24 protein-coding genes, 1 tRNA gene and 2 pseudogenes are annotated in these 20,851 nt (G+C 53.3%); 19 read left to right on the top strand and 8 right to left on the bottom strand.

The genetic code is table 11. The annotated features are described in order from the left end of the window. The first annotated feature begins 149 nt into the window (after positions 1–149). From leuS to holA, 3 genes are read left to right on the top strand one after another with little or no spacing between them, the layout of a single operon-like run. The gene (gene leuS, locus W02_RS10970) at positions 150–2,585 is read left to right on the top strand and encodes a leucine--tRNA ligase (RefSeq protein ID WP_173047601.1); all 2,436 of its coding nucleotides are present in this window, start codon (positions 150–152) and stop codon (positions 2,583–2,585) included. A gap of 19 nt (positions 2,586–2,604) precedes the next feature. Next, the gene (gene lptE, locus W02_RS10965; RefSeq protein WP_173047599.1) at positions 2,605–3,207 is read left to right on the top strand and encodes an LPS assembly lipoprotein LptE; all 603 of its coding nucleotides are present in this window, start codon (positions 2,605–2,607) and stop codon (positions 3,205–3,207) included. Positions 3,208–3,218: 11 nt separating this feature from the next. Then, the gene (gene holA / locus W02_RS10960; protein WP_173047597.1) at positions 3,219–4,328 is read left to right on the top strand and encodes a DNA polymerase III subunit delta; all 1,110 of its coding nucleotides are present in this window, start codon (positions 3,219–3,221) and stop codon (positions 4,326–4,328) included. On the opposite strand, the gene rpsT is transcribed toward holA, so the two are convergent. Beyond that, complete coding sequence (gene rpsT, locus W02_RS10955) at positions 4,303–4,578, bottom strand: 30S ribosomal protein S20 (RefSeq protein WP_173047595.1); 276 nt, start codon at positions 4,576–4,578, stop codon at positions 4,303–4,305. The two genes, holA and rpsT, sit on opposite strands and share 26 nt — an antisense overlap. A 48-nt stretch (positions 4,579–4,626) precedes the next feature. Between rpsT and pyrF the strand changes: the two genes are divergently transcribed. The 11 genes and pseudogenes from pyrF to W02_RS10905 all read left to right on the top strand — a co-directional run bounded on the left by pyrF (position 4,627) and on the right by W02_RS10905 (position 10,506). Then, a complete protein-coding gene (pyrF, locus tag W02_RS10950; protein ID WP_173047593.1) occupies positions 4,627–5,385 on the top strand; it encodes an orotidine-5'-phosphate decarboxylase in 759 nt (252 codons plus the stop codon). Between the two features lie 75 nt (positions 5,386–5,460). Continuing rightward, positions 5,461–5,537, top strand: a tRNA-His gene (locus tag W02_RS10945). A 98-nt stretch (positions 5,538–5,635) separates the two neighbouring features. Continuing rightward, positions 5,636–6,196, top strand: a complete 561-nt coding sequence (locus W02_RS10940) for a DUF6538 domain-containing protein (protein WP_173047591.1) — start codon at positions 5,636–5,638, stop codon at positions 6,194–6,196. A 125-nt stretch (positions 6,197–6,321) separates the two neighbouring features. Continuing rightward, on the top strand, positions 6,322–6,615 hold the full coding sequence (locus tag W02_RS10935; RefSeq protein ID WP_173047589.1) for a hypothetical protein: 294 nt from the start codon (positions 6,322–6,324) through the stop codon (positions 6,613–6,615). A 135-nt stretch (positions 6,616–6,750) separates the two neighbouring features. Next, positions 6,751–7,146 carry a hypothetical protein gene (locus W02_RS10930; protein ID WP_173047587.1) on the top strand — a complete coding sequence of 132 codons (396 nt, stop codon included), beginning with the start codon at positions 6,751–6,753 and terminating at the stop codon, positions 7,144–7,146. Between the two features lie 206 nt (positions 7,147–7,352). Next, the gene (locus W02_RS10925; protein ID WP_173047585.1) at positions 7,353–7,625 is read left to right on the top strand and encodes a hypothetical protein; all 273 of its coding nucleotides are present in this window, start codon (positions 7,353–7,355) and stop codon (positions 7,623–7,625) included. 956 nt (positions 7,626–8,581) lie between these two features. Further along, a complete protein-coding gene (locus tag W02_RS10920; protein ID WP_173047583.1) occupies positions 8,582–8,779 on the top strand; it encodes a DUF3562 domain-containing protein in 198 nt (65 codons plus the stop codon). A gap of 388 nt (positions 8,780–9,167) precedes the next feature. Then, entirely contained in the window at positions 9,168–9,341 is a 174-nt protein-coding gene (locus W02_RS10915; RefSeq protein WP_173047582.1) for a hypothetical protein, read from the top strand. Between the two features lie 269 nt (positions 9,342–9,610). Beyond that, positions 9,611–9,736, top strand: a pseudogene (locus W02_RS22150) (hypothetical protein); the annotation flags it as partial. 132 nt (positions 9,737–9,868) lie between these two features. Then, positions 9,869–10,000 carry a hypothetical protein gene (locus W02_RS21795; RefSeq protein ID WP_255458493.1) on the top strand — a complete coding sequence of 44 codons (132 nt, stop codon included), beginning with the start codon at positions 9,869–9,871 and terminating at the stop codon, positions 9,998–10,000. A 155-nt stretch (positions 10,001–10,155) separates the two neighbouring features. Further along, entirely contained in the window at positions 10,156–10,506 is a 351-nt protein-coding gene (locus tag W02_RS10905) for a DUF2200 domain-containing protein (protein ID WP_173047578.1), read from the top strand. A gap of 184 nt (positions 10,507–10,690) precedes the next feature. On the opposite strand, the gene W02_RS10900 is transcribed toward W02_RS10905, so the two are convergent. Together W02_RS10900 and W02_RS21790 are read right to left on the bottom strand one after the other, a co-directional pair. After that, entirely contained in the window at positions 10,691–12,139 is a 1,449-nt protein-coding gene (locus W02_RS10900) for a CYTH and CHAD domain-containing protein (RefSeq protein WP_173047576.1), read from the bottom strand. Between the two features lie 84 nt (positions 12,140–12,223). Continuing rightward, a complete protein-coding gene (locus W02_RS21790) occupies positions 12,224–12,352 on the bottom strand; it encodes a hypothetical protein (protein ID WP_255458490.1) in 129 nt (42 codons plus the stop codon). A gap of 460 nt (positions 12,353–12,812) precedes the next feature. On the opposite strand from W02_RS21790, the gene W02_RS10895 reads away from it, so the two are divergent. After that, a complete protein-coding gene (locus W02_RS10895; protein ID WP_173047574.1) occupies positions 12,813–13,298 on the top strand; it encodes a hypothetical protein in 486 nt (161 codons plus the stop codon). 215 nt (positions 13,299–13,513) lie between these two features. On the opposite strand, the gene W02_RS10890 is transcribed toward W02_RS10895, so the two are convergent. Continuing rightward, entirely contained in the window at positions 13,514–13,978 is a 465-nt protein-coding gene (locus W02_RS10890) for a hypothetical protein (RefSeq protein ID WP_173047572.1), read from the bottom strand. Positions 13,979–14,592: 614 nt separating this feature from the next. Here W02_RS10890 and W02_RS10885 point away from each other — a divergent pair. Beyond that, positions 14,593–14,976, top strand: a complete 384-nt coding sequence (locus W02_RS10885) for a PEGA domain-containing protein (RefSeq protein ID WP_173047570.1) — start codon at positions 14,593–14,595, stop codon at positions 14,974–14,976. Between the two features lie 879 nt (positions 14,977–15,855). Then, entirely contained in the window at positions 15,856–16,206 is a 351-nt protein-coding gene (locus W02_RS10880) for a VOC family protein (RefSeq protein ID WP_173047568.1), read from the top strand. 280 nt (positions 16,207–16,486) lie between these two features. Here the strand turns inward: W02_RS10880 and W02_RS10875 are convergent, their stop codons facing one another. After that, positions 16,487–17,281: an AAA family ATPase gene (locus W02_RS10875; RefSeq protein ID WP_173047566.1), complete on the bottom strand. Its 795-nt coding sequence runs from the start codon at positions 17,279–17,281 to the stop codon at positions 16,487–16,489. Positions 17,282–17,483: 202 nt separating this feature from the next. On the opposite strand from W02_RS10875, the gene W02_RS10870 reads away from it, so the two are divergent. After that, the gene (locus W02_RS10870; protein WP_173047564.1) at positions 17,484–17,648 is read left to right on the top strand and encodes a hypothetical protein; all 165 of its coding nucleotides are present in this window, start codon (positions 17,484–17,486) and stop codon (positions 17,646–17,648) included. Between the two features lie 69 nt (positions 17,649–17,717). Here the strand turns inward: W02_RS10870 and W02_RS22145 are convergent, their stop codons facing one another. Next, the gene (locus W02_RS22145; RefSeq protein WP_370467981.1) at positions 17,718–17,957 is read right to left on the bottom strand and encodes an MEDS domain-containing protein; all 240 of its coding nucleotides are present in this window, start codon (positions 17,955–17,957) and stop codon (positions 17,718–17,720) included. Between the two features lie 342 nt (positions 17,958–18,299). Continuing rightward, a complete protein-coding gene (locus W02_RS10860) occupies positions 18,300–19,079 on the bottom strand; it encodes a hypothetical protein (RefSeq protein ID WP_173047560.1) in 780 nt (259 codons plus the stop codon). A gap of 214 nt (positions 19,080–19,293) precedes the next feature. Between W02_RS10860 and W02_RS10855 the strand changes: the two genes are divergently transcribed. Next, complete coding sequence (locus W02_RS10855) at positions 19,294–20,220, top strand: S1/P1 nuclease (protein WP_173047558.1); 927 nt, start codon at positions 19,294–19,296, stop codon at positions 20,218–20,220. A gap of 13 nt (positions 20,221–20,233) precedes the next feature. On the opposite strand, the pseudogene W02_RS22140 reads toward W02_RS10855, so the two are convergent. Beyond that, positions 20,234–20,729: pseudogene (locus W02_RS22140) on the bottom strand (VOC family protein). Between the last annotated feature and the right edge of the window lie 122 nt (positions 20,730–20,851).

Here is a 20,851-nt window from a genome sequence, read left to right as displayed (position 1 = left end):
ACAGGCGGAGGTGGGATCGGGACACAAAGAGGCCGTCCAGAATATTGATGGCACGTGATCATTGGCTGCGCGGTTGTTGCCCGTTTGCGGTCTGTGTTAGAGTCCTTCGTCTCGTCACCATCTTGTCTTAGCGCTTTTATCCAGTACACATGAGTCACGCCTACGACCATCGTTCGATCGAATCCAAGTGGCAGGATTACTGGGAGGAACACCGTCCATTCCGCACCGGAGAGGATCGCTCGAAACCGAAGTTCTATTGCCTGGATATGTTTCCGTACCCATCGGGCTCCGGCCTGCATGTAGGGCATCTCGAGGGATATACCGCGACGGATATCGTGTCGAGATACAAGCGGATGCGGGGATTCAACGTCCTGCACCCGATGGGATGGGACGCGTTCGGTTTACCTGCGGAGCAATATGCCGTCAAAACCGGCATCCATCCCGCCACGACCACCGCTCAGAACATCGCCACGTTCAAGCGACAGATGAAACGTGTGGGTCTGTCGTACGATTGGGACAGGGAGATCAGCACGACGGACCCTGAATATTATCGCTGGACGCAATGGATCTTTTTGCAATTGTTTCACAAGGGCCTTGCCTATGTAGCCGATGTGCCGGTCAACTGGTGTCCGGCCTTGGGAACCGTTCTGGCCAACGAAGAGATCGTCGACGGGAAGAGCGAGGTTGGCGGATTCGATGTCATCCGCAAGCCGATGCGCCAATGGGTGCTGAAGATCACCGCCTACGCCGATCGTTTGCTCGATGATCTCTCGCTCGTCGAATGGCCTTCCAGTACGCTGGACATGCAAAGAAATTGGATCGGTCGGTCGATCGGGACTGAGGTTGAATTCAGTCTTGCCGCTGTCCACGGTACGATTCGTGTGTTTACGACCAGGCCGGACACCCTCTTTGGCGCGACCTATATGGTGCTGGCGCCGGAACATCCGCTTGTCGACGTCGTAACCCCGGCAGAAGGTCGGGACCGCGTGCACGCATATCGTGAAGCGGCGTCACACAAGAGCGATCTGCAACGGCAGGACCTCGAGAAAGAAAAGACCGGCGTGTTCACCGGGGGGTACGCCGTCAATCCGGTGAACGGGGAACGCTTGCCGATCTGGATCGCCGACTACGTTCTGATGGGCTATGGCACGGGCGCGATCATGGCGGTTCCCGGACACGATGCCCGGGATTGGGCATTCGCCAAGACCTATTCACTGCCGATTCGTGAAGTCATCGCCGGGGGAAACGTTGAGAAGGAAGCCTATGTCGAGACCGGTCATGGAATGGTCGTGAATTCCTCTTCCTCTGACGGTTCGTTTTCCATCAATGGTCTGAGGCCGATGGATGCAATCCCCGTGATCACAAAATGGCTCGAGGCTAACGGCAAGGGTCGGAAGGCGGTCAATTACAAACTGCGGGACTGGCTGTTCGCACGCCAGCGATATTGGGGGGAGCCATTTCCCATCGTGTGGGCGGAGGGGGAACCCCGTCCGTTGCCTGAGGAGCAATTGCCACTCCTGCTGCCTGAAACCGTGAATTTCAAACCATCTGGAAACGGGGAGAGTCCGCTCGCGAATCTTGAAGCATGGCTCGACGTACAGGATCCAATAACCGGGCAGCCCGCTCGACGTGAAACGAATACGATGCCTCAATGGGCGGGTTCCTGTTGGTACTACCTCCGATTCATCGATCCCGGCAACGCAACCCGGTTGGTGGAAGCAGACAAGGAGCGATACTGGATGCCGGTGGATCTCTACATCGGCGGCAGTGAACATGCGGTTCTGCATCTCCTGTATTCCCGTTTTTGGCACAAGGTGTTGTTCGATATCGGGGTGGTCAGTACGCCGGAGCCTTTCAAGAAGCTTGTCCATCAGGGGATCGTGCTTGGAGAAGACAATCAAAAAATGTCCAAGTCACGCGGGAACGTCGTTAATCCTGACGAGATGATGGATCACTTCGGGGCCGATGCCGTGCGGCTCTATGAAATGTTCATGGGACCGCTCGAGTCAATGAAGCCATGGAGCACGAGAGGCGTTGAAGGCATTACAAGGTTTCTCGACCGAGTGTGGCGGCTGATCGTAAGCGAGGAAGGTCGGCTGTCCGATGCCGTGGTCTCGTCCGTTCCCTCCCACGAGCATCAGCGGTTGTTGCATCAGACTATTAAGAAGGTGACGGAGGACATCGAAGCGCTTCGATTCAACACCGCGATCTCGCAGATGATGATTTTCACAAACGAAATGACGAAGGCCGGTGCGCGGTCGCGCGGCGTACTCGAGCCATTCATCTTGCTGCTCTCTCCGTTTGCGCCGCACCTGGCCGAAGAACTGTGGTCGGTATTGGGCCATCAACCGAGCATTTCTCTGAAACCATGGCCTGGATTTGATCCTGTCCTGACGATTGAAGATCGGCTGACGATCCCTGTTCAGGTCAATGGCAAACTGAGAGGCAAGCTCGCCGTGGATCCCGAGACATCCCGAGCCGACATCGAGCAGCTGGCGCGTGCGCAGGCAGCGGAATGGCTGCAGGGGAAAGATCCCAAGAAAATCATTTACGTTGAAAAGAAGCTCGTCAACTTTGTGGTATGAGGCAGTGCCCGAGTGTCCCATGAAGATCAGTCGCGCGCAGATGAGCATCGTTCTCTGTTGTCTCGTCGCCGGATGCGGCTATCAATTCCGTGTCGAAGGAGCCGGGCCGACCATCGGAGGGACCACCCCTTCCGCCTCCACCGCGCCTCCGCCGCGGGTGATCATACGGACGCTCGAAAATAAAAGTTTCGAACCGAACTTAGAGGTTCGATATACCAATTACATTCGGCACGAATTTTCTTCCGGCAGCGGCGCTCAGATCGTCTCCGATTCGGAGGCGGCGGATCTGATCGTCACCGGACAGATCCTGTCCGTCCTTCTTCCCACTCTCAGTTTTTCTCAGACCACCACGCTGGAAACCCGCGCCGAAGCCGTCGTCGGAATCAAAGTGGAAGAAACGAGAACCAAACGTGTACTCTGGACGCAGGTCGTCAAGGGATCCTCGGAGTTTTTCGTCACACCCGATCTCCAATTCAATCGCGTCCTCCAGAATCGGGCGCTGGAGCAGGCAGGCCGGTTTATCGCGGAAGACCTCGCGTCACGGTTCTTACTGCAACTCGAATCCGGACAGCTCGTCAAGGCTGCGGCGGCTCCGGCCAACACTTCCACCACCCAGCCGTAGGACTGCATGTCATGCCGACATCGCTTACGCCAGCGCAACTCGACCAGCAACTCGAACAGGGGCACGTGGCTCCGGTGTACGTCGTGTTGGGCGAAGAGGACCTGCTACGCGATCACGCAGTTGCCGCCCTTAAACGTGTCGTACTGGGATCTGGCGCCGACGAATTCAATTGCGACATCTTCTATGGAGATGAAGCGGAAGGCGCGCAGATTGTGACCTGCGCCAATGAGGTGGCGGTCTTTGCACCACGCAGAGTGATCATCGTGAAGTCTGCGGAAAAGTTGCCGTCCCGCCAGGCCGACACGTTGCTCCCATACCTTAAGGAGCCTAATCCGTCTACCGTATTCGTGCTTGTCGCCGCCAAGCTCGATGGCAGATTGAAATGGACACAAACTCTGGTCAAGGCCGGAGTGGTGATCGACTGCTCACCCCTGAGAGAGCCTCAACTCACGCAGTGGTTCGCTCAAGAGGCGGGGCGGGCGGGCATCGAATTGACCGACGGGGCGGTACAGATTCTCAAGGAGGGATGCGGAGGCTCTCTGACTATGGCCAAGCGTGAGCTTGAGAAGCTGAGCGCATTTATGCCGGCGGGCCGCGCTGTGACCGGTGAGGATGTCGAGACCATACGCGGTACGGAACCGGGGGCCTCGGTCTTCGATCTGGCTGCAGCGATCGGCTCAAAAAATCGAGGCCGGGCTTTGACCATCCTGGCTAGAAACCTCGACGCAGGTGAGGCGCCGTTGCGGATGCTCGGTTCATTGGTCTGGCAGTACAGGCGTCTGTGGAAGGTGAAAGAACTCGTGCGTCAGGGTGGGCGCGAAGGAGAGGCGGCCAGGACGTTACGGATGGACCCTTACAAGGTCCGGACATTTCTTGGGCAATTTTCAGATACGGATTTGCAGGAGGCATTTCGCTCCTTTCTTGCTGCGGACAACGATCTGAAGGGAGGCAGCAGTACGAAGCCTGCCATGATTCTGGACATGCTCGTGCTCAAACTGTGCGGCGGCCAAAATGATGGCGAAAGATCCTTCCCGGAACGAACGGGAAAATCCGTTCAACCGGGACGAGGAAAGACATTGTCAAATGTGCGGACGATCAGCGTGGCGAGATCAAAGAATTGACATGCTTTGTAAGACGCGAGACACGGCGCGAGGCCGTATTCGCCTTCATCACGCCCTTCGTTACGGCTTTCCCGAGTGCAGCAGTGGCTTCACGCAACGACGTCTTGGCCGCATCGACTTGCTTGCCGGCCACGGCACTTTGGACTTTCTTCATGAGTCCTTTGACTGCGCTGAGGGTAGCGCGGTTTCTCGCATGGCGCTTTTCGGCTTGGCGGGCACGACGAATAGTTGATTTATGAACGACCGGCATAGCACACTCCTTATGGCCTAAAAGAATGCTTCTTGTATCATGGGGGTCATGGAAGCGTCAAGACAACAAGTCGGTGAGGGAGGATTACAGAGATTGGCGAAAATCCAAGCGCGTGACCGATTGATATTGGCCTTGGATATACCGTCTGCTCAGGATGCGGAACGGTTGCTCGATGCGATTCAAGGTCAAATCAGTTTTGTAAAGGTAGGGCTTGAGTTATATACAGCAGCCGGCCCCGATGTCGTTCAGCGTCTTCTCAAACGAGGAATGCGGGTATTCCTCGATCTGAAGTTTCTCGATATCGAGGAAACGGTCCGTCGAGCAACAGAACGCGTGGCGGCGATGGGAGTGGAACTGTTGACTGTGCATGCCAATAGAAAAGCGCTGGCGTCCGCCGTCAAAGGACGGGGCGCCTCTTCCCTCAAGTTGTTGGCCGTGACCGTACTGACGAATTTCGACAGCCATGACTTGAAAGACATGGGCATTCAACACACGGTTCAGGAACTTGTGACCGCGAGAGCGCTCCTCGCTTCTGAAATTGGGTGCGACGGAGTGGTGGCATCAGGCGAAGAAGCCGGTGTGCTGCGACCCAAAGTCGGTCCACGATTCTTGATCGTCACACCCGGAGTTCGGCCGGCCGGCAGAGGTGTCGATGATCATGCCCGCGCGACGACGCCGACTCATACGATTTCCGCCGGGGCGGACTATCTCGTCATCGGAAGGCCTATCCGCGAAGCGACTGATCCCGGTGCTGCCACCGCTGCGATACTTTCAGAAATGCAAGCCGCATTTGACGCGCGAACCTGAGACGCGACTCCTGGTTGCCACGTTTCTACCCTCTTTGTTAAGATTCACATTCCTCCTCTCCCCTGTTGCTCGACGGTGGATGTAGCTCAGTTGGTTAGAGCGCCGGATTGTGGATCCGGAGGTCGCGGGTTCAAAACCCGTCATCCACCCCACCGAACTCACAAAATCATCTCCAGCAGCGGAGAGTGTGATTAAAAGCCTCCAGAGAGTCGTATAGCGCTCTTATCCACTGAGCTACGACTTTGGAGGTTTGTCTACGATATTCCTTCGTGTAACCCGCAAAATGTACTACCATCTCTCCAGCGTTCCCAAGCGTCTTCGAGGCTATCTCAAGGGTAGGGAAGAAGTCTGGAGGAGTCTCAGGACCGATGACAAGGACGAGGCCAAAGCCCGTTCCGCTGACTGGGAATCGAGGATACAACGTCTATTCTTGGTCCTGCACAAGCACGGGGAGTCTAGGCCGGAAGCCGAACGAGAGGCCCTGGTATCCCATCGGCTTGAAACCGAACTGGATGAGGCCGAATCGCATGACCAGTTGGAAGATGCCCACGAAGCCTTGATCCTCGAAAAGTTCATGGCTGAGAATCCTCGCGTAGAGCGGACGGCCAAGCCCATGAAAGGGGAATCCAGAAGTTCATGGAAACCATCGGCCGAGACATACCCGAGAATTCCAATCCGGTTCGCGGTCTTGCACCAAGCAAATAATAAGGTTGCGATAAAGCGAAAGGTATTCAGTGACGATCAATTATTGACACGGCTTGAATCGAAGGACTTTATACAACAGCGTCAAGAACGGCCTGAGCGATATTGACTGATCCTGATCTGTCTCTTTGAGATTTGTAGAAGGAGGAAGCCGGCCGGCTTCTTATCTCAGATATCCAAGAGGCAGAGGATATCCCGTTCATACGGATCACGGATGAAGGGGAGTGGCAAACATTGAAGAACGAGGGCAGCAAGCGAAGAGTTCCCATCCATTCCTCGCTGATCGAGTCCTCGCTGATCGAGTTGGGATTCTTGGAATATATTCGGTCGATCAAGGAAGCTGGACACACCAGGCTGTTCCCACAGTTGAAGCGCAAAGGTGGAAACGGCTGGTCTGATCCAGTCGGGAAATGGTTCGGGCGGTTTGTCACAAAGAGCGGATTGACTGATCCTGCGCTCGTCCTTCATTCGCTGCGGCATGGCGGGATCTCAAAGCTGACTAGCGCGGGTTGTCCGCATAACGTGTGAGATGCTAGCAGGGCATGCATCGCAGAGCGTGCATGGTCGGACGTATGTGCATCGGGAACAGATACCGCTGAAGTTGTTGCGGGAGGGGTTGAAAAGGTTGCGCTACGATGAAGTAATGAAGGTATTGGAGTAACTATGGAACATGCAGAAGCCCGTATTGGTCTCTCTGTCCGTCTGACATCCGATTGCATGACGTTACCAGCGGGAAGCACTGGAGAGTTGGGCCATGCTGTCGGCAACAGTGGTATCGCCCAGGACGTAATGTGGGATTCCTATGTGTGCCGACCTCTATATGTGCATCCAAAGAATCGTCGCCGGATGGATATTGTTTTGTCCGGACCTGGGTCATGCTCTAGCTTGACTGAAGCCCTTCTACCTGTACTTGAGATCATTAAGGCAGAAGAACGGCAGGCCTCGAACACAGCGTTCGATGAATTACACGGCTACCAGAGCCGAAGGAAGAGGAGAAGAAAAGACCAATTTGCAGTGGCTGAACGCGATCAGTTGGAGTTGCCGTTCATGGAGTTGTAATACGCACGTACGCAGTTAACATCAATCACGGCGGAGTGGGTGGCTTTTTAAAGCCCTGGAGTTTACTTAGAAGTTATATCGATAAATCGCTTTTAAAACTTCCTTGGTGAATTCTATCGCAATCTCCACTTCTTCCTTGCCTACCTTGTCATAGTCTTGAGATTCGATATGCGCGGCATCATTACCAAGGAGTCGGCGTTGATACGTTGCTGAATTTCAACCAATCCCTCTTTCACTGTCCCAAGATGTTCCGCCATCAATTCCACAAAGTCTGTGATGGTGTCTGGCTCGACCGAATCGGCATCAAAAGAGAGGCAGCGGGCCAAGTCAACGGCCGCGTAGGACATTTGAACGTGTCGCTCTATCTCGCCTATGTCATCAGACAATCCTGGCAGCGGATGCATTTTCGGCAGTTCAGCAACTTTTACCTGGAATTTCAGGGAAGTGCCTCGGGACACTATTGTGAAGGCCAAGATTGAGGCCGCCCTGGGAAACAAATCAGTTAAGGCTCTGCTGATGGATCTAGTTGATGCACATTGAGAGGAACTAGAGAAAAAGGGCCAATTGCCGAAAGGAAAGTGAAACCGCTAACGCCTGGAAGCGAATCACCTAAGAGGACCAACACGTGACATGCCTCACCCTCCGGCGAGCCGTTTGAATCACAATGAAACATGGCCTCCTCGAAACCTCCCTGCCCTAAATGTAAGAGCCTGAAGGTCAATCGCCAGACCATTACGTCGGTCTAATCCCGTCAAAATTGGTGGAACTATTGTCACTAAGCGGAAGCTGGAGCCTCCAAAATGGGTCTGCCAGAAGTGCGGACATAAATGGAAAGATGACGACCAAATAGCTCCGCGGAATACTCCTCTCATCTTGATAAGTTAGTTTTCCCCTGATCCCACAAGGCCGTACGACTCTTTTGACGCGAGAAGAGCACCAAATGGTACGATGCATCTCCCTCGAAATACTCCCCCACGATCGTAGCTGCACTAATAATTCCCGTATGTAGTTAGGTGTTTGCATCGGTATGCATGAATGTGTCCGAACAGACGAGATCTTCGAATGGCCTACTCAGGATGGAGGAGGCGTCAAGAAAGTGTGGCAGACGTGTAGGCAGGCTCAAAATTCGTTGGGAGTTGTTGGGCTATCTGGGTGAATCGATGACTTCTATCGAAACAATCAGACAGGGCGTCTCGTCACTCGCGAATCAAGACTTGGAGCCATCCTCCAATGAATGCCCAGGAACGCATTCGAGTGCGTAAGCTTCGTTGTTCTTGTGAAAAGTATGGCCGAGACGTTTACCTACCTCACTTACGCAATCAAAACGTACATCGATATTTTGGCCTAGATTAGCGCTTCCTGCAGGTGACATGCTTACAACTATTTGAAATCAGTCATGGGCTAATTTTGGCTTATCTGGCTGGGGAGGACAACCATGCACGAATCAAACGGTGCCACGGAGGCTGTTAAAGAGATTGCCGAACAATTTTCTCGTCCATCAGCTGAAGTGCATGAGATTCTGAAGAGCGAACTGTGCCGTCTTGATCGGGAAGCACGCATTAAGCAATATATCCCTATTCTTGCCATCAAGCAGGTGAAAGAGTTGATGAGGAGACGAAGTCTCAACCATTAATCGACTGACAGGACTCCATAGGACTCGTCTATTCGTTTTCATCGTCGGGTGTAGCATCTCTTGCTTAGCCGCGCACTCCTCCCGGTAGCGCCTCGCCGATTCTTCAGCCTGAACAGTTGACTTCCATAGCAGCCTGGCCGAGACAATGTCGTCGGCTTCCTACCTTATTTCGTATTAATTCGTAAGAGGAGCACCTCATGGTTGGGACCTGAATAGGGTCATCTTACACTGGGAGAGTTCACGGTACGGTGAGACGTTTGCACGCTGGGGAAATCGAACGTCGCCTGCACCCATAAACTAGTCCAGATGCAACTGTGTCGCAACAGGCAGAGACTTTGGATGTAACACGCGGTCAGTACACTCCTCGCATCAAAGAGGGGAGTGAGGCATGGGGCGCCTCGATTCATGGGAAGAGGAATCGGCCTATCGGCGGATCTTGTTCCAGGCCGCTCTGTTGGGAGACCAAGAAGCTCAATTGGAGTTAGAGCGGGAATTTCATGTCCGGATCTCCAGCGGGACCAAAGTTGAGTCACCGGAATGTGAGGCTTCCCATCATGAATGATTACCGACCCATTATCTTGATCGAGCGAACCGCTCGCCTCATTAAGCCAGTTCACTATCCTTTTCGGGGCTCTTGGACAAAATCCGCGCCGCGCGCACGACGCCGGATGAAGCAGCTAAAATGGGGCTAAAAAAGCCACGCAGATTGCCTTCCGCTGGAATGTCCGGGATAGTGTGCCGCGATGCTCATTGTGACCTGGAACGAAGTACTCAGTGGCGGCACACTCTTAACCAAGGAGTGCGCAAAGCGCCTCGGCCGACCTGTGCTCCATGTTTCTAGACATAGCGACTGGCGTGAGCAGGTACATGAGTTCTTCAAGACATTCCGTTGAGGTTTTGAACGTGGCTGGCCCTCGAGAGTCATCCACACCGGGTATTAGGACCTTTGTGCACGAGGTGTTGAAGAAGTCGTCTCGGTCCAAGACTGATCCCCATCAAGTTTGTGTTCCTTTTCGAAGAGATTTCGAGGTCAGACCGGGGATGGCCACCCAGGTTGTAGGTAATGACGTCTGGAAAGTAGAGAGTGCCATGACAGGTGAAGGGGCTGTTGTGGGATGGACATTCCGAGGCAAGAAGGTTCGACGCCTGCAGCTTGGATTTGCCATGGATAAGCTGGAAAGAGGATGGCGAGACGATCGATTGGGATTTGGAGAGGCATGATGCGAACCTCAGAGGGTGGTCTCTCTGGCATGTCGATCACGCGGGATCCACAAATTCTATTATCATACGGTGCTCTATTGAGTTTCCATCTTTACCGGAGCGCTCAATAGATTTCAGACCTTCACCGCCATGAAGCCGCACGCATATCACCTCTCATGACAAACCATCGGATCTATACAATGAGATTCGCGAGCGTGTATGGCCTTTATATCGCCAAGGCAGAGAAAAAGGGACGCACGAAAACAGAAGTCGATGAAATTATTCGTTGGTTGACAGGGTATAGTCAGGAAAAGGTACAGATGCAAGTGGACAAACAAACAGACTTTGAGACCTTCCTTCGGGAAGCTCCTCGACTGAATCCTGCGCGAGCCTTGATCAAGGGGATAGTTTGCGGTGTCCGAGTGGAAGACATAGAAGAACCGACTATGCGCGAGATTCGCTACTTGGATAAATTAATCGACGAGTTGGCAAAGGGAAAAGCCATGGAGAAGATTTTGCGGATGTAGGTTGCACTCTTCTCTCCCCCGCCCTTTTATTGTTCGGTAGCGGACTGACCGAGGCTCTGTTGAAGGTAGTGAGCGGTGTGGCTATAGGGGGACTTCTGGCACCCGTCAGTAGCAGGCAAGTCCCCACCGGGTTCTGCCGCGAGAGAAGACCGGTCAAGATATTCCCAATGGCGCCCGCCACCGATCAACCCCAAATCTGGTCGCCACACTTCTTAACCTTCTTCCACACTGGAAGAAACGCCTTCTTGGCATCACGTCGTCGTTGGCGTTGCCGTTTGACCATTTGGCCAGCCAGGAATGACGAGATCTTTCCCTCTTTTTTTGAGGTGAACCGTCGGAGATGGTCTTCGGCCATGACGGCATCCTGAATATCACCCAACAGGTCCTGGATGAGTTTGATCTGATCGATCAACTGCGTGGCCGCCTGACCCAAACATCCCTCGACTAACTCAGTGGCGTAGCGTGCCCGCTTGGCTTGAATACGCACGCAATGCCACGTGGCATCTGAGGAGGAATCGTCTAAGGCTTTGACCGCCTTTCGTAGTTTCCTGAATGCCTTTCCAGCAAGCTCTGGCAGCGTAACATCATGTGACACGATCGCCGGCTTCTGGACCGCGGGAACAAGCTGGTTGATCAAGCCTACATACCGAGAGCGCCGAAGTTGGCGCAGGAGCTCCTGTTGAACTTTGTTTCGTTTTTGTCGGAGATATTCGATAAACCGCTCGAATGCTCTGCGGTCCTTGTCCTCGCCTTTGACGTCATTGAGCTGACTCATAAAATAGGCAAGCTGGACATCGAGATCGCGAGCCATACCCAATTGCTGGCCTAACCAGCCCAGCTTGTCCCGCAGCGGTTGTTCCCATTTCTGGTCCAACAGCGGCCGAGCTACCCGAAGGAAGGAGCGCATCCGACGCGTCGCCACACGCATCTGGTGCACGTCCTCAGGCTCTCCTCCCAGACGCATGCCTGGGTCTCGCCTTAGGATGGTCTCAAGCTGACGGCGTAGGTGGTAGCCAAGGTGCTCGATAGCCGGAGCATCGCTTTCGGGAATTTGCTGCGGCCTCGGAGCCGGCCAATCCAGCGCACGGAAGATTTTGGGCCGGCCATCGTGATCCGTCGCGCCCGCCTTGCGCAGTGTCTTTTCCACCTTATTGGACAGCGTCGCGTCGCCGTTGAGTCGCTCGATCTCGACTTCGCGAAACATTAGCCTTTCGGACGATTTGTTGAGGACCGCCACTTCGTCGAGCACGACTTCCACGCCGGTCGATCCGCCCACGCGTGTCCCTGTGCGCCGCGTGCGCAAGGTTGCCAGTGGTTGCACGGTTCCACCTTGCAGATGGATAAAGAGGAGATCGAAGACCTGAGCCGGGGGATGTGATGCCTTGCCCGGCAGTTCGATCTCACGACGGCCGCAATCAAGCGGCAGCTTGAGCTGCCATACTCCCTTTCTCCCCTGCGTTCGATGCCGAAGGGTGATCCGGGCCCGAGCCAGACGCAGGTCCGCGGTGTCATAGTAGACGGATGTGAGGATTTTTACGGGCAGGCGTGAGCCTTTCAGCGCGGGCAGACGGAAGTCTGCATCAACGGTGAGTTTGATCTCGCGCTCGCGGGCCGATTTCACAGAGGCTGACACGGGAACTCCATTCTCCCTCATATTATCAAGCAAGATCCTAAAGCGTCGCTCATACCTATTCAATCTCGATGCAATTCACAATGCTCATACGAATTCGATCTCGGCCCGATGATTCCTTGGGGCGCTTCCCTTTCCGGTATGTTCGATCGACTTCAAGTCAGGAATGCTCTTCCCAATGACGGCCATGGCCGCCATGACCTGCGCTTGAGTCATATTGACTTCCCATTTGCGAATGCTTCCAAGCGGTTAAGTAGCTGACTTGCCTGGATTCGCCGCTTAGTTTGTTCGTTATGTATGGGCTTATTTGTTCGTGCAGCCATTACCTATTCCATAAACAATTTTTTCGAACGTTCGCGATGAACTCTTCCGCCTTGCGATCGCCGCCCTCGAGCCCCGGGAATATGCCCGTTTGGCCAGCTATCCCACATCGCGAATGTTTCCCAGATACTCGAGCGTCTGTTCGTGGTCGTGCCGATGTCTTCGTTCCAATGCTCGTGAACGATCCATGTCCTACAATAGGCTGGTGGCCGTTACCCGAAAACGCGTGAGCAGACGGTAAAAAATCGTCAAGCAGGCAATGCTGGTATGCGGCATGGCGGCGGGCGTATGCTGTCAATAATGACACGAGCGCGGCTTCGAGTCTTCATCCAGACGGTGCGCTAAGGACCTCTTCATGCAAGCCATGATCACGAGATTCTGCAAGAGAGCCAACGTATCGTGCATCACCGGCGTCGTCATTGCCGTTGCAGCCGTAGCCGTGAATGTACAGGCTGATCAGCACAACTTCAATCTACAAGATATCCGTGTATTCAAGGCTGCGGCCTGCACCAAGGACCACAGCCCGGTGGAAGCGCTGTACTTTATTGCGGCGAGCGCGGCTGACATCGGGAAGGGCAAGCCTTCGCCGACGTCAAAACTGATGAAAGAGGAAGTCGATAACAACTGGCGTCAGATCACTTCCCGACTGACGAGGGATGAAGTAATAGAGGAGCAGTTCGCTGACAAATATAACGCCGTGTTGAGCGAAATGATCCCGCGCTTGCAGCAAGCGGTCGAAGAGAAAAGCGGCGTGTCCGTGTATGTTTCTGAAGTCAACAGCAGACTCATGGATCCGGATGATCAGGACCTTCCAACCTGCCGCGTCGAGGAAGCCTTATAGCGTGCTGGTCGATATGGAGGCGCCCATGACGATGAACGACGTTCCTGATCAGCCGCATCCGTGAATATTGCCCTCGCTTCAGAAGATGAACACCCATCAGTCTTGGCATTTGGCGACAAATAGTGTGAGCAGGATATTTTACGGTGGGTTGGTTCCCTGAGGAATGTCCTGCAGAAGAGCGGTTGCCGCCCGAAAGCCATGCTATACGAATAGTTTCATGGTTCCATCAATCGACAGCTTCGAATCTCTTCCAAGGCCGTAGTCGTAGGAATTTCAATCAGCCTCGGTTCATTGGAATACTTGAATACGTCGTTCCGGTCGTCCAGCATCAATTTCACAAAATGGGTTTCTCCCTCGCGGGTGATGAGCGTGCCCCCGATTCCTTGATGCTCGTGAGAGCTAGAATGGATGGAAAAGACGATGTCTCCTGGTGAGGCCAGATAGGGGAAGTATCCGCCATCGTCCAGCTTCGTGACAAACTGATCATTGGCATAGAGGGAATAGGATACCGTTCGGTTCTTAGTGGCGTGAGGGCGGTAGAGATACACAAGCGCCTCGGTCGGCTTCACGGATTCAATGGCTTGGAAGAGATGTCCGGTGGCCTTCGAGCATCCGGTAGAAAGCGACCACGCGCACCCGACGATCACTGCAAGCAGCCGGAATCGAAGGGAATAACTCACGTCCATCGCCCGCCTGGTAGATTCATGGCTGCGTGCATCATGCGCCGCCCTTCCTGGTGAACGCAAGACGAACCCATCTTGCGCTGAAGGCTGAAGGATCCCCGCCCATCACGGGACGAGCCATCCGCCTGACGATTCATTTCACTATCCTTCACACGGGCAAAGGCATTTCCTTCTTGCTGGATCTCAATGTCATCCAATTGAACGCCTTCAAAGCGTGCTGGAACAATGCATGGGTGTGTGGCGTATTCAATAGGCATAGCCTTATTCCTTTACAGCACTCCTCGATCTTGGTAAATGCACGCGGAGGGTATCCGCATGCTGTCATGCGCATAGGAAACTATGGTCCACCGTGCCTTAGCGCACCACATACTGAGGGTAGATTTGTACAGATGAATCAGCACGCGAGGAACGTGCTATGACCTACCCATCGTTGACTAGCTTTTCTCGTGTCGTTAAAGTACTCGTCCATGAACAACCTAAGAAGGAAAACCCATTCGAAAACATTTGTGACAAGCCTCAACTGTGAGTTGGATGCTCGAAATCCAGCACCTTGCCCAGTAGAGGAAGCGCTTCAGAAATTCCTGAAGGAGTAAAAGGGAAAGGGAAATGACATGCTCTCGATCCGCACTCGGGTAATGAGTCTCGTCGTCTTGGCCTCGTATCTCCTCGGAGGCTGTTCATTATTTGCAAATAGGACGGAGATGATTCAGGTCAGTTCGGAGCCGTCTGACGCACAGGTCCTCTCGAATGGGAAGCCGGTAGGACAGACGCCGGTCTCGTTTGAGGCTGATCGCGGAGAGGCTCTTCTGATTGAAGTGAAGAAACAGGGCTATGAAACACAGACCCGTGTCGGCTCGAAGAAGCTCAGCCAGGTCGGTCTGCTGGATGTGATTGGAGGGGTATTCTTTCTCGTCCCCTTGTTAGGACTCTTGTCCTCTGGAGCATGGGCGCATGACCCGCAGCAGTACGGCCTCACGCTCGAGCCCGTTAAATAGCGGTGAGCCGCACCGTCACTTACGACTCCTGCACGATCAAATCTTTCTGTTTGACTTCCGACTGGCTTTTGGAAAAATGAGCAACGCGTGTTTCAATATGATCGCACGATGGAAGAGTTCAGCGTTGACAGCAGTAACGCCAGCGAAGAAGAGGCCGATGTGTACGGGATCGCCTACGTTGGAAGGTCATTGACGAGAAGATGCCGGCAGTGACGGTGAATCGATCGTGTGTTCTCTAAACGCCATCGCGGTGTCCCTGCGCTTACAGGTAAGCGAGTCGAAGCCTTCAGGTTGAGTGATCATCGAAAATACAGGAACGCATTGGTGCTCCGCAGAGTCAAGATCACCGAATTGCTCACGTACTATTTTTGACATCGACGACTCATTGTAGCATTGAGTGGACAGACACACGAGTACGTCTCCTACCCCTTTTGAGTCAGGTTTCAGCTGATCTTCTATCTTTTTGCGATTGTCCAGACGAGCATCACGAATCCAAGGCATACCCAGTGAGCGCCAGTCATAATAAGCCTTCCACGTATAGTTTCGACCATCCTAGCAGTCACGTGTGTGACAGAAGGCCCCAAAAATGACCCTACTCAGCTCCATCTGTCTGGACCTCCTCCTCGGCACTCTTGCATTGGGGACTCGTCGCGCTGCGCCTACGCATATAGCGATATGTGTCGTGACGGGTACTATGGGAATGCGATAGAGACTAGGCCCGGTGCTTACGAGAAGGTGATGGCGATGACAGGGGTTCAGGTGCTTGCGCTTCCGGGAATCGAGGAACGGCGATGGAAAGACGACAGTGATGCGAAGGCCTTGATACGGGCTCCCAGCCTATAGACAAATGGCTTTCGAGATGGCCTTGGAGAAACTTCCATGAGAGTGAAGCGAGTTGTCGCCAACATAGCGGTCAAAAGGATTGCCGCGGCGAAAAGATTTTATCATGGCGTTCTGGGACTGGATTTGCTGATGGATCTGGGATGGATCGCCACGTATGGCTCGGAAACGAAAATGAGCGTACAAGTCAGCTTCTTATCACAGGGAGGATCCGGCACCGAGATCCCAGACATTTCCATTGAAGTCGATGAGGTGGACGAAGCATACAGACGAATGAAAAAAGCCAAGTTTAAGATCGAGTACGACATCACGAACGAGCCTTGGGGTGTCCGTCGTTTCTACGTGCGGGATCCCTTCGGCCGGCTGGTCAACATTTTATCTCACCTGTAGCGCTGATCATTCGCTGAAATGAGGCGTACTAGAATCGAGCCGGCCAATTGCCCCGGGATTAGCTGGTTTCATTCTATTTTTCGACTCGCATCTCAAGAGATCACGCACGCGTATTGCCAGCGAGGACTTGGATTGGGAAGTTTTCGGGCAACACGCTGCTGACATGAGATCCAAAAGGAAGTCGGTATTAGTCGGATCATGCGGCACTCAAATGGTCCCTCGGCGGCAAGAGATGCTTAAATGACGCGGTAGCCGCGAAATATTTTACATCCGCTGAACGTCAAATGTGCTTCAAGAAGGCTTGCGGATTGTTGAGGAAGGCCTTCGTCAACGTCACATGCTCTAAATTATGATAGTCGGTGACTTGAGGAGGGATCGCATCAAAACTGAAGATCGTTGCTCCCGGAAAAGCCAAAAGGATCGGCGAGTGGGTGGCAATGATAAATTGCGTATCTTGCTGCAGCATCGTTCTGATCAACGCGATGAGAGAAAGTTGACGCAGCGGAGACAGGGGACCCTCGGGCTCATCCAGAAGATACAGCCCGGAAGGGACCAGCCGGGTTTGCAGCAGGTTTAGAAAACTCTCCCCATGAGACAGTCCATCGGCATTGTCCCCATATCGCTTGGTGAGCGCAGCACGTTGCCCCTTAGCCGAGGACTTTGCCAACAGCAACCCGTATCCCTTGAGATTCGTTTCAAAGTCCGATTCCAGATCGCGCAGCTCTTGATTCATTCGATTGACGCGCTTCGTGTAGTTAAAAAAATCCTCGGCTCTCATGAAAAAGCCACGGCGCGTTTTTTTCGACCATGAAATCCGAAGACGGTTGGCCAATTGTCTGGCGTGTTCCAATGTTCCATCTCGAACGATATCCTCCGCGCCAACGACGATGGCATTCGCCGCAGCCGCGATCCCTTCGAGCAGGGTCGACTTTCCAGATCCGTTTTCCCCCACAAAGAAAGTGACGGGTGAGTCGAATTGCAACCGCACCAGAGCGTTGATAGCCGGCACATTGAAGGGATAGAGATCTGACGGCTCGTGTGGCTGAAGTTTCGTGACTGACCGCAATGGAATCATGCGGCATCTCCTAGCACTCTACGGACAGTGAGGCGACTCGTGAGAAGCGGTCTCTGCAGGGAGCGAGGAGAAGGGAGTATACAAATTGGATTGCGATTTTGCCAGCTGCGGTGCCCCAATCTCTTATCGAGGTGATGGTGGCAACAGGTGAGAAGCCCTTGAACACATGAGGCCTCTGCTTCATTATTGTTTCAGGGATCACATGACACTCTTTATCGCTGTCATCCTCCTGTATCATTTTCAATTGGAATGGTGGTGGTACCTCGCCGCCATCATGGCCTATGTCGGGCATGTCTATTTCCAAGTGTATGTAGCTATGAATAAAGCAAGCGGCCATTTAGTGACATGGTGGACGAAATATCGGTAGCCGGTGAAGGTGAAATAGACCTGCGGGTTCGACGGGGATGTTCCTGGACACTCAGCCTGATTCGCGGTCCTATGCCACCGTGGGGAGTAAGACAGTGACGGGTCGTTGGCGCAGATCCAAACAGTTCCAGTGATTTCCTTTGGCCCCCAGCATATCTTTGGCCGCACAGATGTCGATCGGATAGGTACAGAGTGAGATCACCCGCTGGCGCTCTATTGAGCGATTGATCTCGTGCTCATAGCTGATAAATTGTGTCCAAGCATTTTGCGTTCGCATCCAAAACGGACACCCCGTTGTTCGAGCACCGATGATCCATTCGCTGCCGCCGCTTGTGTCCTGGCTTCCCAGTTATCGAACGACTGTTGAGGATTGAACTGCGGCCTTGCTGGACGGCCTTTCTGAGCAGCCTGCAGGGCAGGCTCATGACGCCCGTGACCTCAGACATGACTCCATTTCCGAGGTCACACGTAGTTTGTCAACACACTGCTAGGCGTCTTTGGCTCAGGACAACGCTATCAAAGTTATTCATTTGAACCTCGATCGTGAGGCAAGGCTCCTTCTTCGAGAGTGCCTATTAAGGAATCTAAATCACATTAGCCAGGAGGGTGAGTACTTTTAGCATCAGACTGGGCACAGCACCGTGAGAGCCGTCTAATTTGCTTCGCGCAACTCGTCGCTAAACCTTTGCAGTACCCTTACTCTGGATTCCACATCACTCGCAAATACATCATGGCTTGCAGGCAGGCCGTCGAAATGCACCGTAGGCGTCAGAGGATTTCTAAACTCTTCCACATGCCCAGCATCCATATTCTGCTGCAAATACTGAATGGTGCTGGTGAACCATTGTTTTCTTTCATCAGAAGGTGGTCGAGACGTGGGAGTCGATAAAGCTTTGTCGATGATACGATTCCCTTCGACTCGCAACTGGGCCAACTGATTTCTCAACGCTGCCTTTTTTATCTTCTCATGAAGTTGATTCTGCAGAGAAGCTATCTGATTCTCTCTCTCCTTTAGTTTCTCCTGTAGCGCGTGCACCGTCTTTCCCGTATCCTTCCCGACTTCTGTGAGCTGAGCTGTAAACTTATCGAATCTTCGTTCGAGGATCTCTACGTTTTGGTCTTTGGCTTTTAGTTCTTCTCTAAGAGATGCTACCTCCGCTAAAAGAAGCTCGTTGTGGGTCTTCAGCGGTTGGAAATTGCGATAGCTCTCCTCCCAAAGCAAGAACAAGCCGAGGAGACCACTCAAGGCCAATGCTGTCATATACTGCGCGTGACTCACCTTGTCGTGGCCAAACCGCCGTACCGTCCAATCAATGAGCATCATCATGATGCCTCCAATCAGGAGGAACACCAATGCTTGCCAGGTGAACTGGCCTAAATCGGCAAACCGCTCGCCAACGGTCAGAGTCAAGAGACCCTCGATCTTGATCACCAATTGGAGCCATAGCATAGGCTAAAATGCAGTACCGAAAACACCACCCATGAGTGGGGGGAATCTCTTTTGGTCCTGTCAATCACTGTGCCGCAGGAACGAGTTGTCCATAAAGTGCACATATACGTGAGTTTACTTCTTGTGGATATCGCCCCGCGAGTGCCCGCCCTCTTTAAACAGGTATGACACTTGCTGTAGCCTGTCCAACATAGTTATGAAACACATACTGATCAGTTTGTTCTTTCTTTTTGTACTGACGACCGCTGGGCACGGCTGGAATAGCTTCGGTCATATGACCGTCGTGGCGATTGCGTATGATCGCTTAAATCCAAAAGCTCGAACTGCCATCGATGAGTTACTCCGAGAGAACGATCTCTATGAGGCGTGGGTGAGGGGAGTCGCTGCTGATGACCAACCGAAAGCGGCCTTCATGCGAGCCGCAACGTGGCCGGATCTGATTAAGAATCAGGAAATGGGCTATCAAAATGACGGCAATTTGCCCAATGGACCCGAGGCGAACCGCAACATTGGCTATGCAGATAAGTTGATGCATCGATATTGGCACTTCATCGACATTCCGTTTTCACCGGACAACATGGCGGTGCCAAAGCCTGATGTGCCGAACGTCCAAACACAAATTGCGACCTTTCGGACTACACTCAAAGATCCCAAGGCCTCGAAGGACGTGAAATCCTACGATCTAGTCTGGTTGATCCATCTGGTAGGGGATGTTCACCAACCCTTACATGCCACGACGCGTTTTGATCAGCAATTGCCCCAAGGTGATCGCGGAGGGAACGACGTGAATCTCTGCATACAGCCGACCGTCTGCAATGGAAGGCTCCATGCCTTTTGGGATGATGTGCTCGGCACGAGCGAGAGCTACGAACCCGCGATGGCGAAAGCCAATTCATTATCACCGGTGGAGAAGGAACTCGGAATGATTCTTGATGAGGCCGTATGGGTTGAGGAAAGTTTTCAGGCGGCAAAAGCCGTAGCGTATGCCTTTCCAGTGGGAGCTGGAGCAGGACCGTATACGCTTGACGATGCGTACAAAACGGCCGCGCGCGAGCTTGCCGAACAGCGGGTGGCGCTTGCTGGTGTTCGATTGGCCAATGTACTGAACGACATCTTCGAATGAACGTTCTCTGGTGCTACCCCCATGCGATCGAATCGTGGCACCGCTGGCAGCCCTCAATCGTTGTCGATCTGGCGAAGAGCTGCTCGATGTCTTTGAAGCCTTTAAATTCGAGCGCGTTGCCACAAGGATCTCGAAGAAACATTGTCGCTTGCTCGCCGACTTGTCGCGTTGAAGCGTATGTACGGTTCGATAATGAATGATGTTCCTGATGCTCTATGCGTTGGGCGAAAGTTTCCCACTGGTCCCATGGAAGACAAGCAGCCAAATGCGGAATGGGCACCTCGTATCCATCTCCAAGGTGGTATGGGCCTTTTCCTGAGAGGTGTCTTAGGGTGCTCATGTATGACCCGCTGATGTCCAAAGAAATTGAAATCCACCCACGTGTCGCTTGAGCGACCCTCCTCAAGCCCAAGCATCTTTCTGTAAAAGGAACGGGCAGCGGGAAGGTCATACACTGGTCGTGCACATTGGCGAGTATCTTCATCCCGAGGTTGCGAAGAGCCAGGCAGTCATAGTCGTTCGCCCTCTTTGCGTCATCTCCATATCAACATCAACACGCACCAACGCCGTGGTGTGTGCTCGCAAGGGCATTGAGCCGTGTGCCGATGTCGGGCGCCTTGCCGTTCTTCTT

Origin of the sequence: Nitrospira sp. KM1 (assembly GCF_011405515.1) — a bacterium.
Classification (GTDB): Bacteria; Nitrospirota; Nitrospiria; order Nitrospirales; family Nitrospiraceae; genus Nitrospira_C.
Note: the sequence above shows the minus strand (reverse complement) of the source record. Positions and strands in the feature narration are given on the sequence as shown.

Bases quoted from the DNA above. Each gene is read 5' to 3' on its own strand.
- leuS (WP_173047601.1), top strand. From the start codon at position 150: ATGAGTCACGCCTACGACCATCGTTCGATCGAATCCAAGTGGCAGGAT.
- lptE (WP_173047599.1), top strand. From the start codon at position 2,605: ATGAAGATCAGTCGCGCGCAGATGAGCATCGTTCTCTGTTGTCTCGTC.
- holA (WP_173047597.1), top strand. From the start codon at position 3,219: ATGCCGACATCGCTTACGCCAGCGCAACTCGACCAGCAACTCGAACAG.
- rpsT (WP_173047595.1), bottom strand. From the start codon at position 4,578: ATGCCGGTCGTTCATAAATCAACTATTCGTCGTGCCCGCCAAGCCGAA.
- pyrF (WP_173047593.1), top strand. From the start codon at position 4,627: ATGGAAGCGTCAAGACAACAAGTCGGTGAGGGAGGATTACAGAGATTG.
- W02_RS10930 (WP_173047587.1), top strand. From the start codon at position 6,751: ATGGAACATGCAGAAGCCCGTATTGGTCTCTCTGTCCGTCTGACATCC.
- W02_RS10920 (WP_173047583.1), top strand. From the start codon at position 8,582: ATGCACGAATCAAACGGTGCCACGGAGGCTGTTAAAGAGATTGCCGAA.
- W02_RS10915 (WP_173047582.1), top strand. From the start codon at position 9,168: ATGGGGCGCCTCGATTCATGGGAAGAGGAATCGGCCTATCGGCGGATC.
- W02_RS21795 (WP_255458493.1), top strand. From the start codon at position 9,869: ATGACAGGTGAAGGGGCTGTTGTGGGATGGACATTCCGAGGCAAGAAG.
- W02_RS10905 (WP_173047578.1), top strand. From the start codon at position 10,156: ATGACAAACCATCGGATCTATACAATGAGATTCGCGAGCGTGTATGGC.
- W02_RS21790 (WP_255458490.1), bottom strand. From the start codon at position 12,352: ATGACTCAAGCGCAGGTCATGGCGGCCATGGCCGTCATTGGGAAGAGC.
- W02_RS10895 (WP_173047574.1), top strand. From the start codon at position 12,813: ATGCAAGCCATGATCACGAGATTCTGCAAGAGAGCCAACGTATCGTGC.
- W02_RS10885 (WP_173047570.1), top strand. From the start codon at position 14,593: ATGCTCTCGATCCGCACTCGGGTAATGAGTCTCGTCGTCTTGGCCTCG.
- W02_RS10880 (WP_173047568.1), top strand. From the start codon at position 15,856: ATGAGAGTGAAGCGAGTTGTCGCCAACATAGCGGTCAAAAGGATTGCC.
- W02_RS10875 (WP_173047566.1), bottom strand. From the start codon at position 17,281: ATGATTCCATTGCGGTCAGTCACGAAACTTCAGCCACACGAGCCGTCA.
- W02_RS10870 (WP_173047564.1), top strand. From the start codon at position 17,484: ATGACACTCTTTATCGCTGTCATCCTCCTGTATCATTTTCAATTGGAA.
- W02_RS10855 (WP_173047558.1), top strand. From the start codon at position 19,294: ATGAAACACATACTGATCAGTTTGTTCTTTCTTTTTGTACTGACGACC.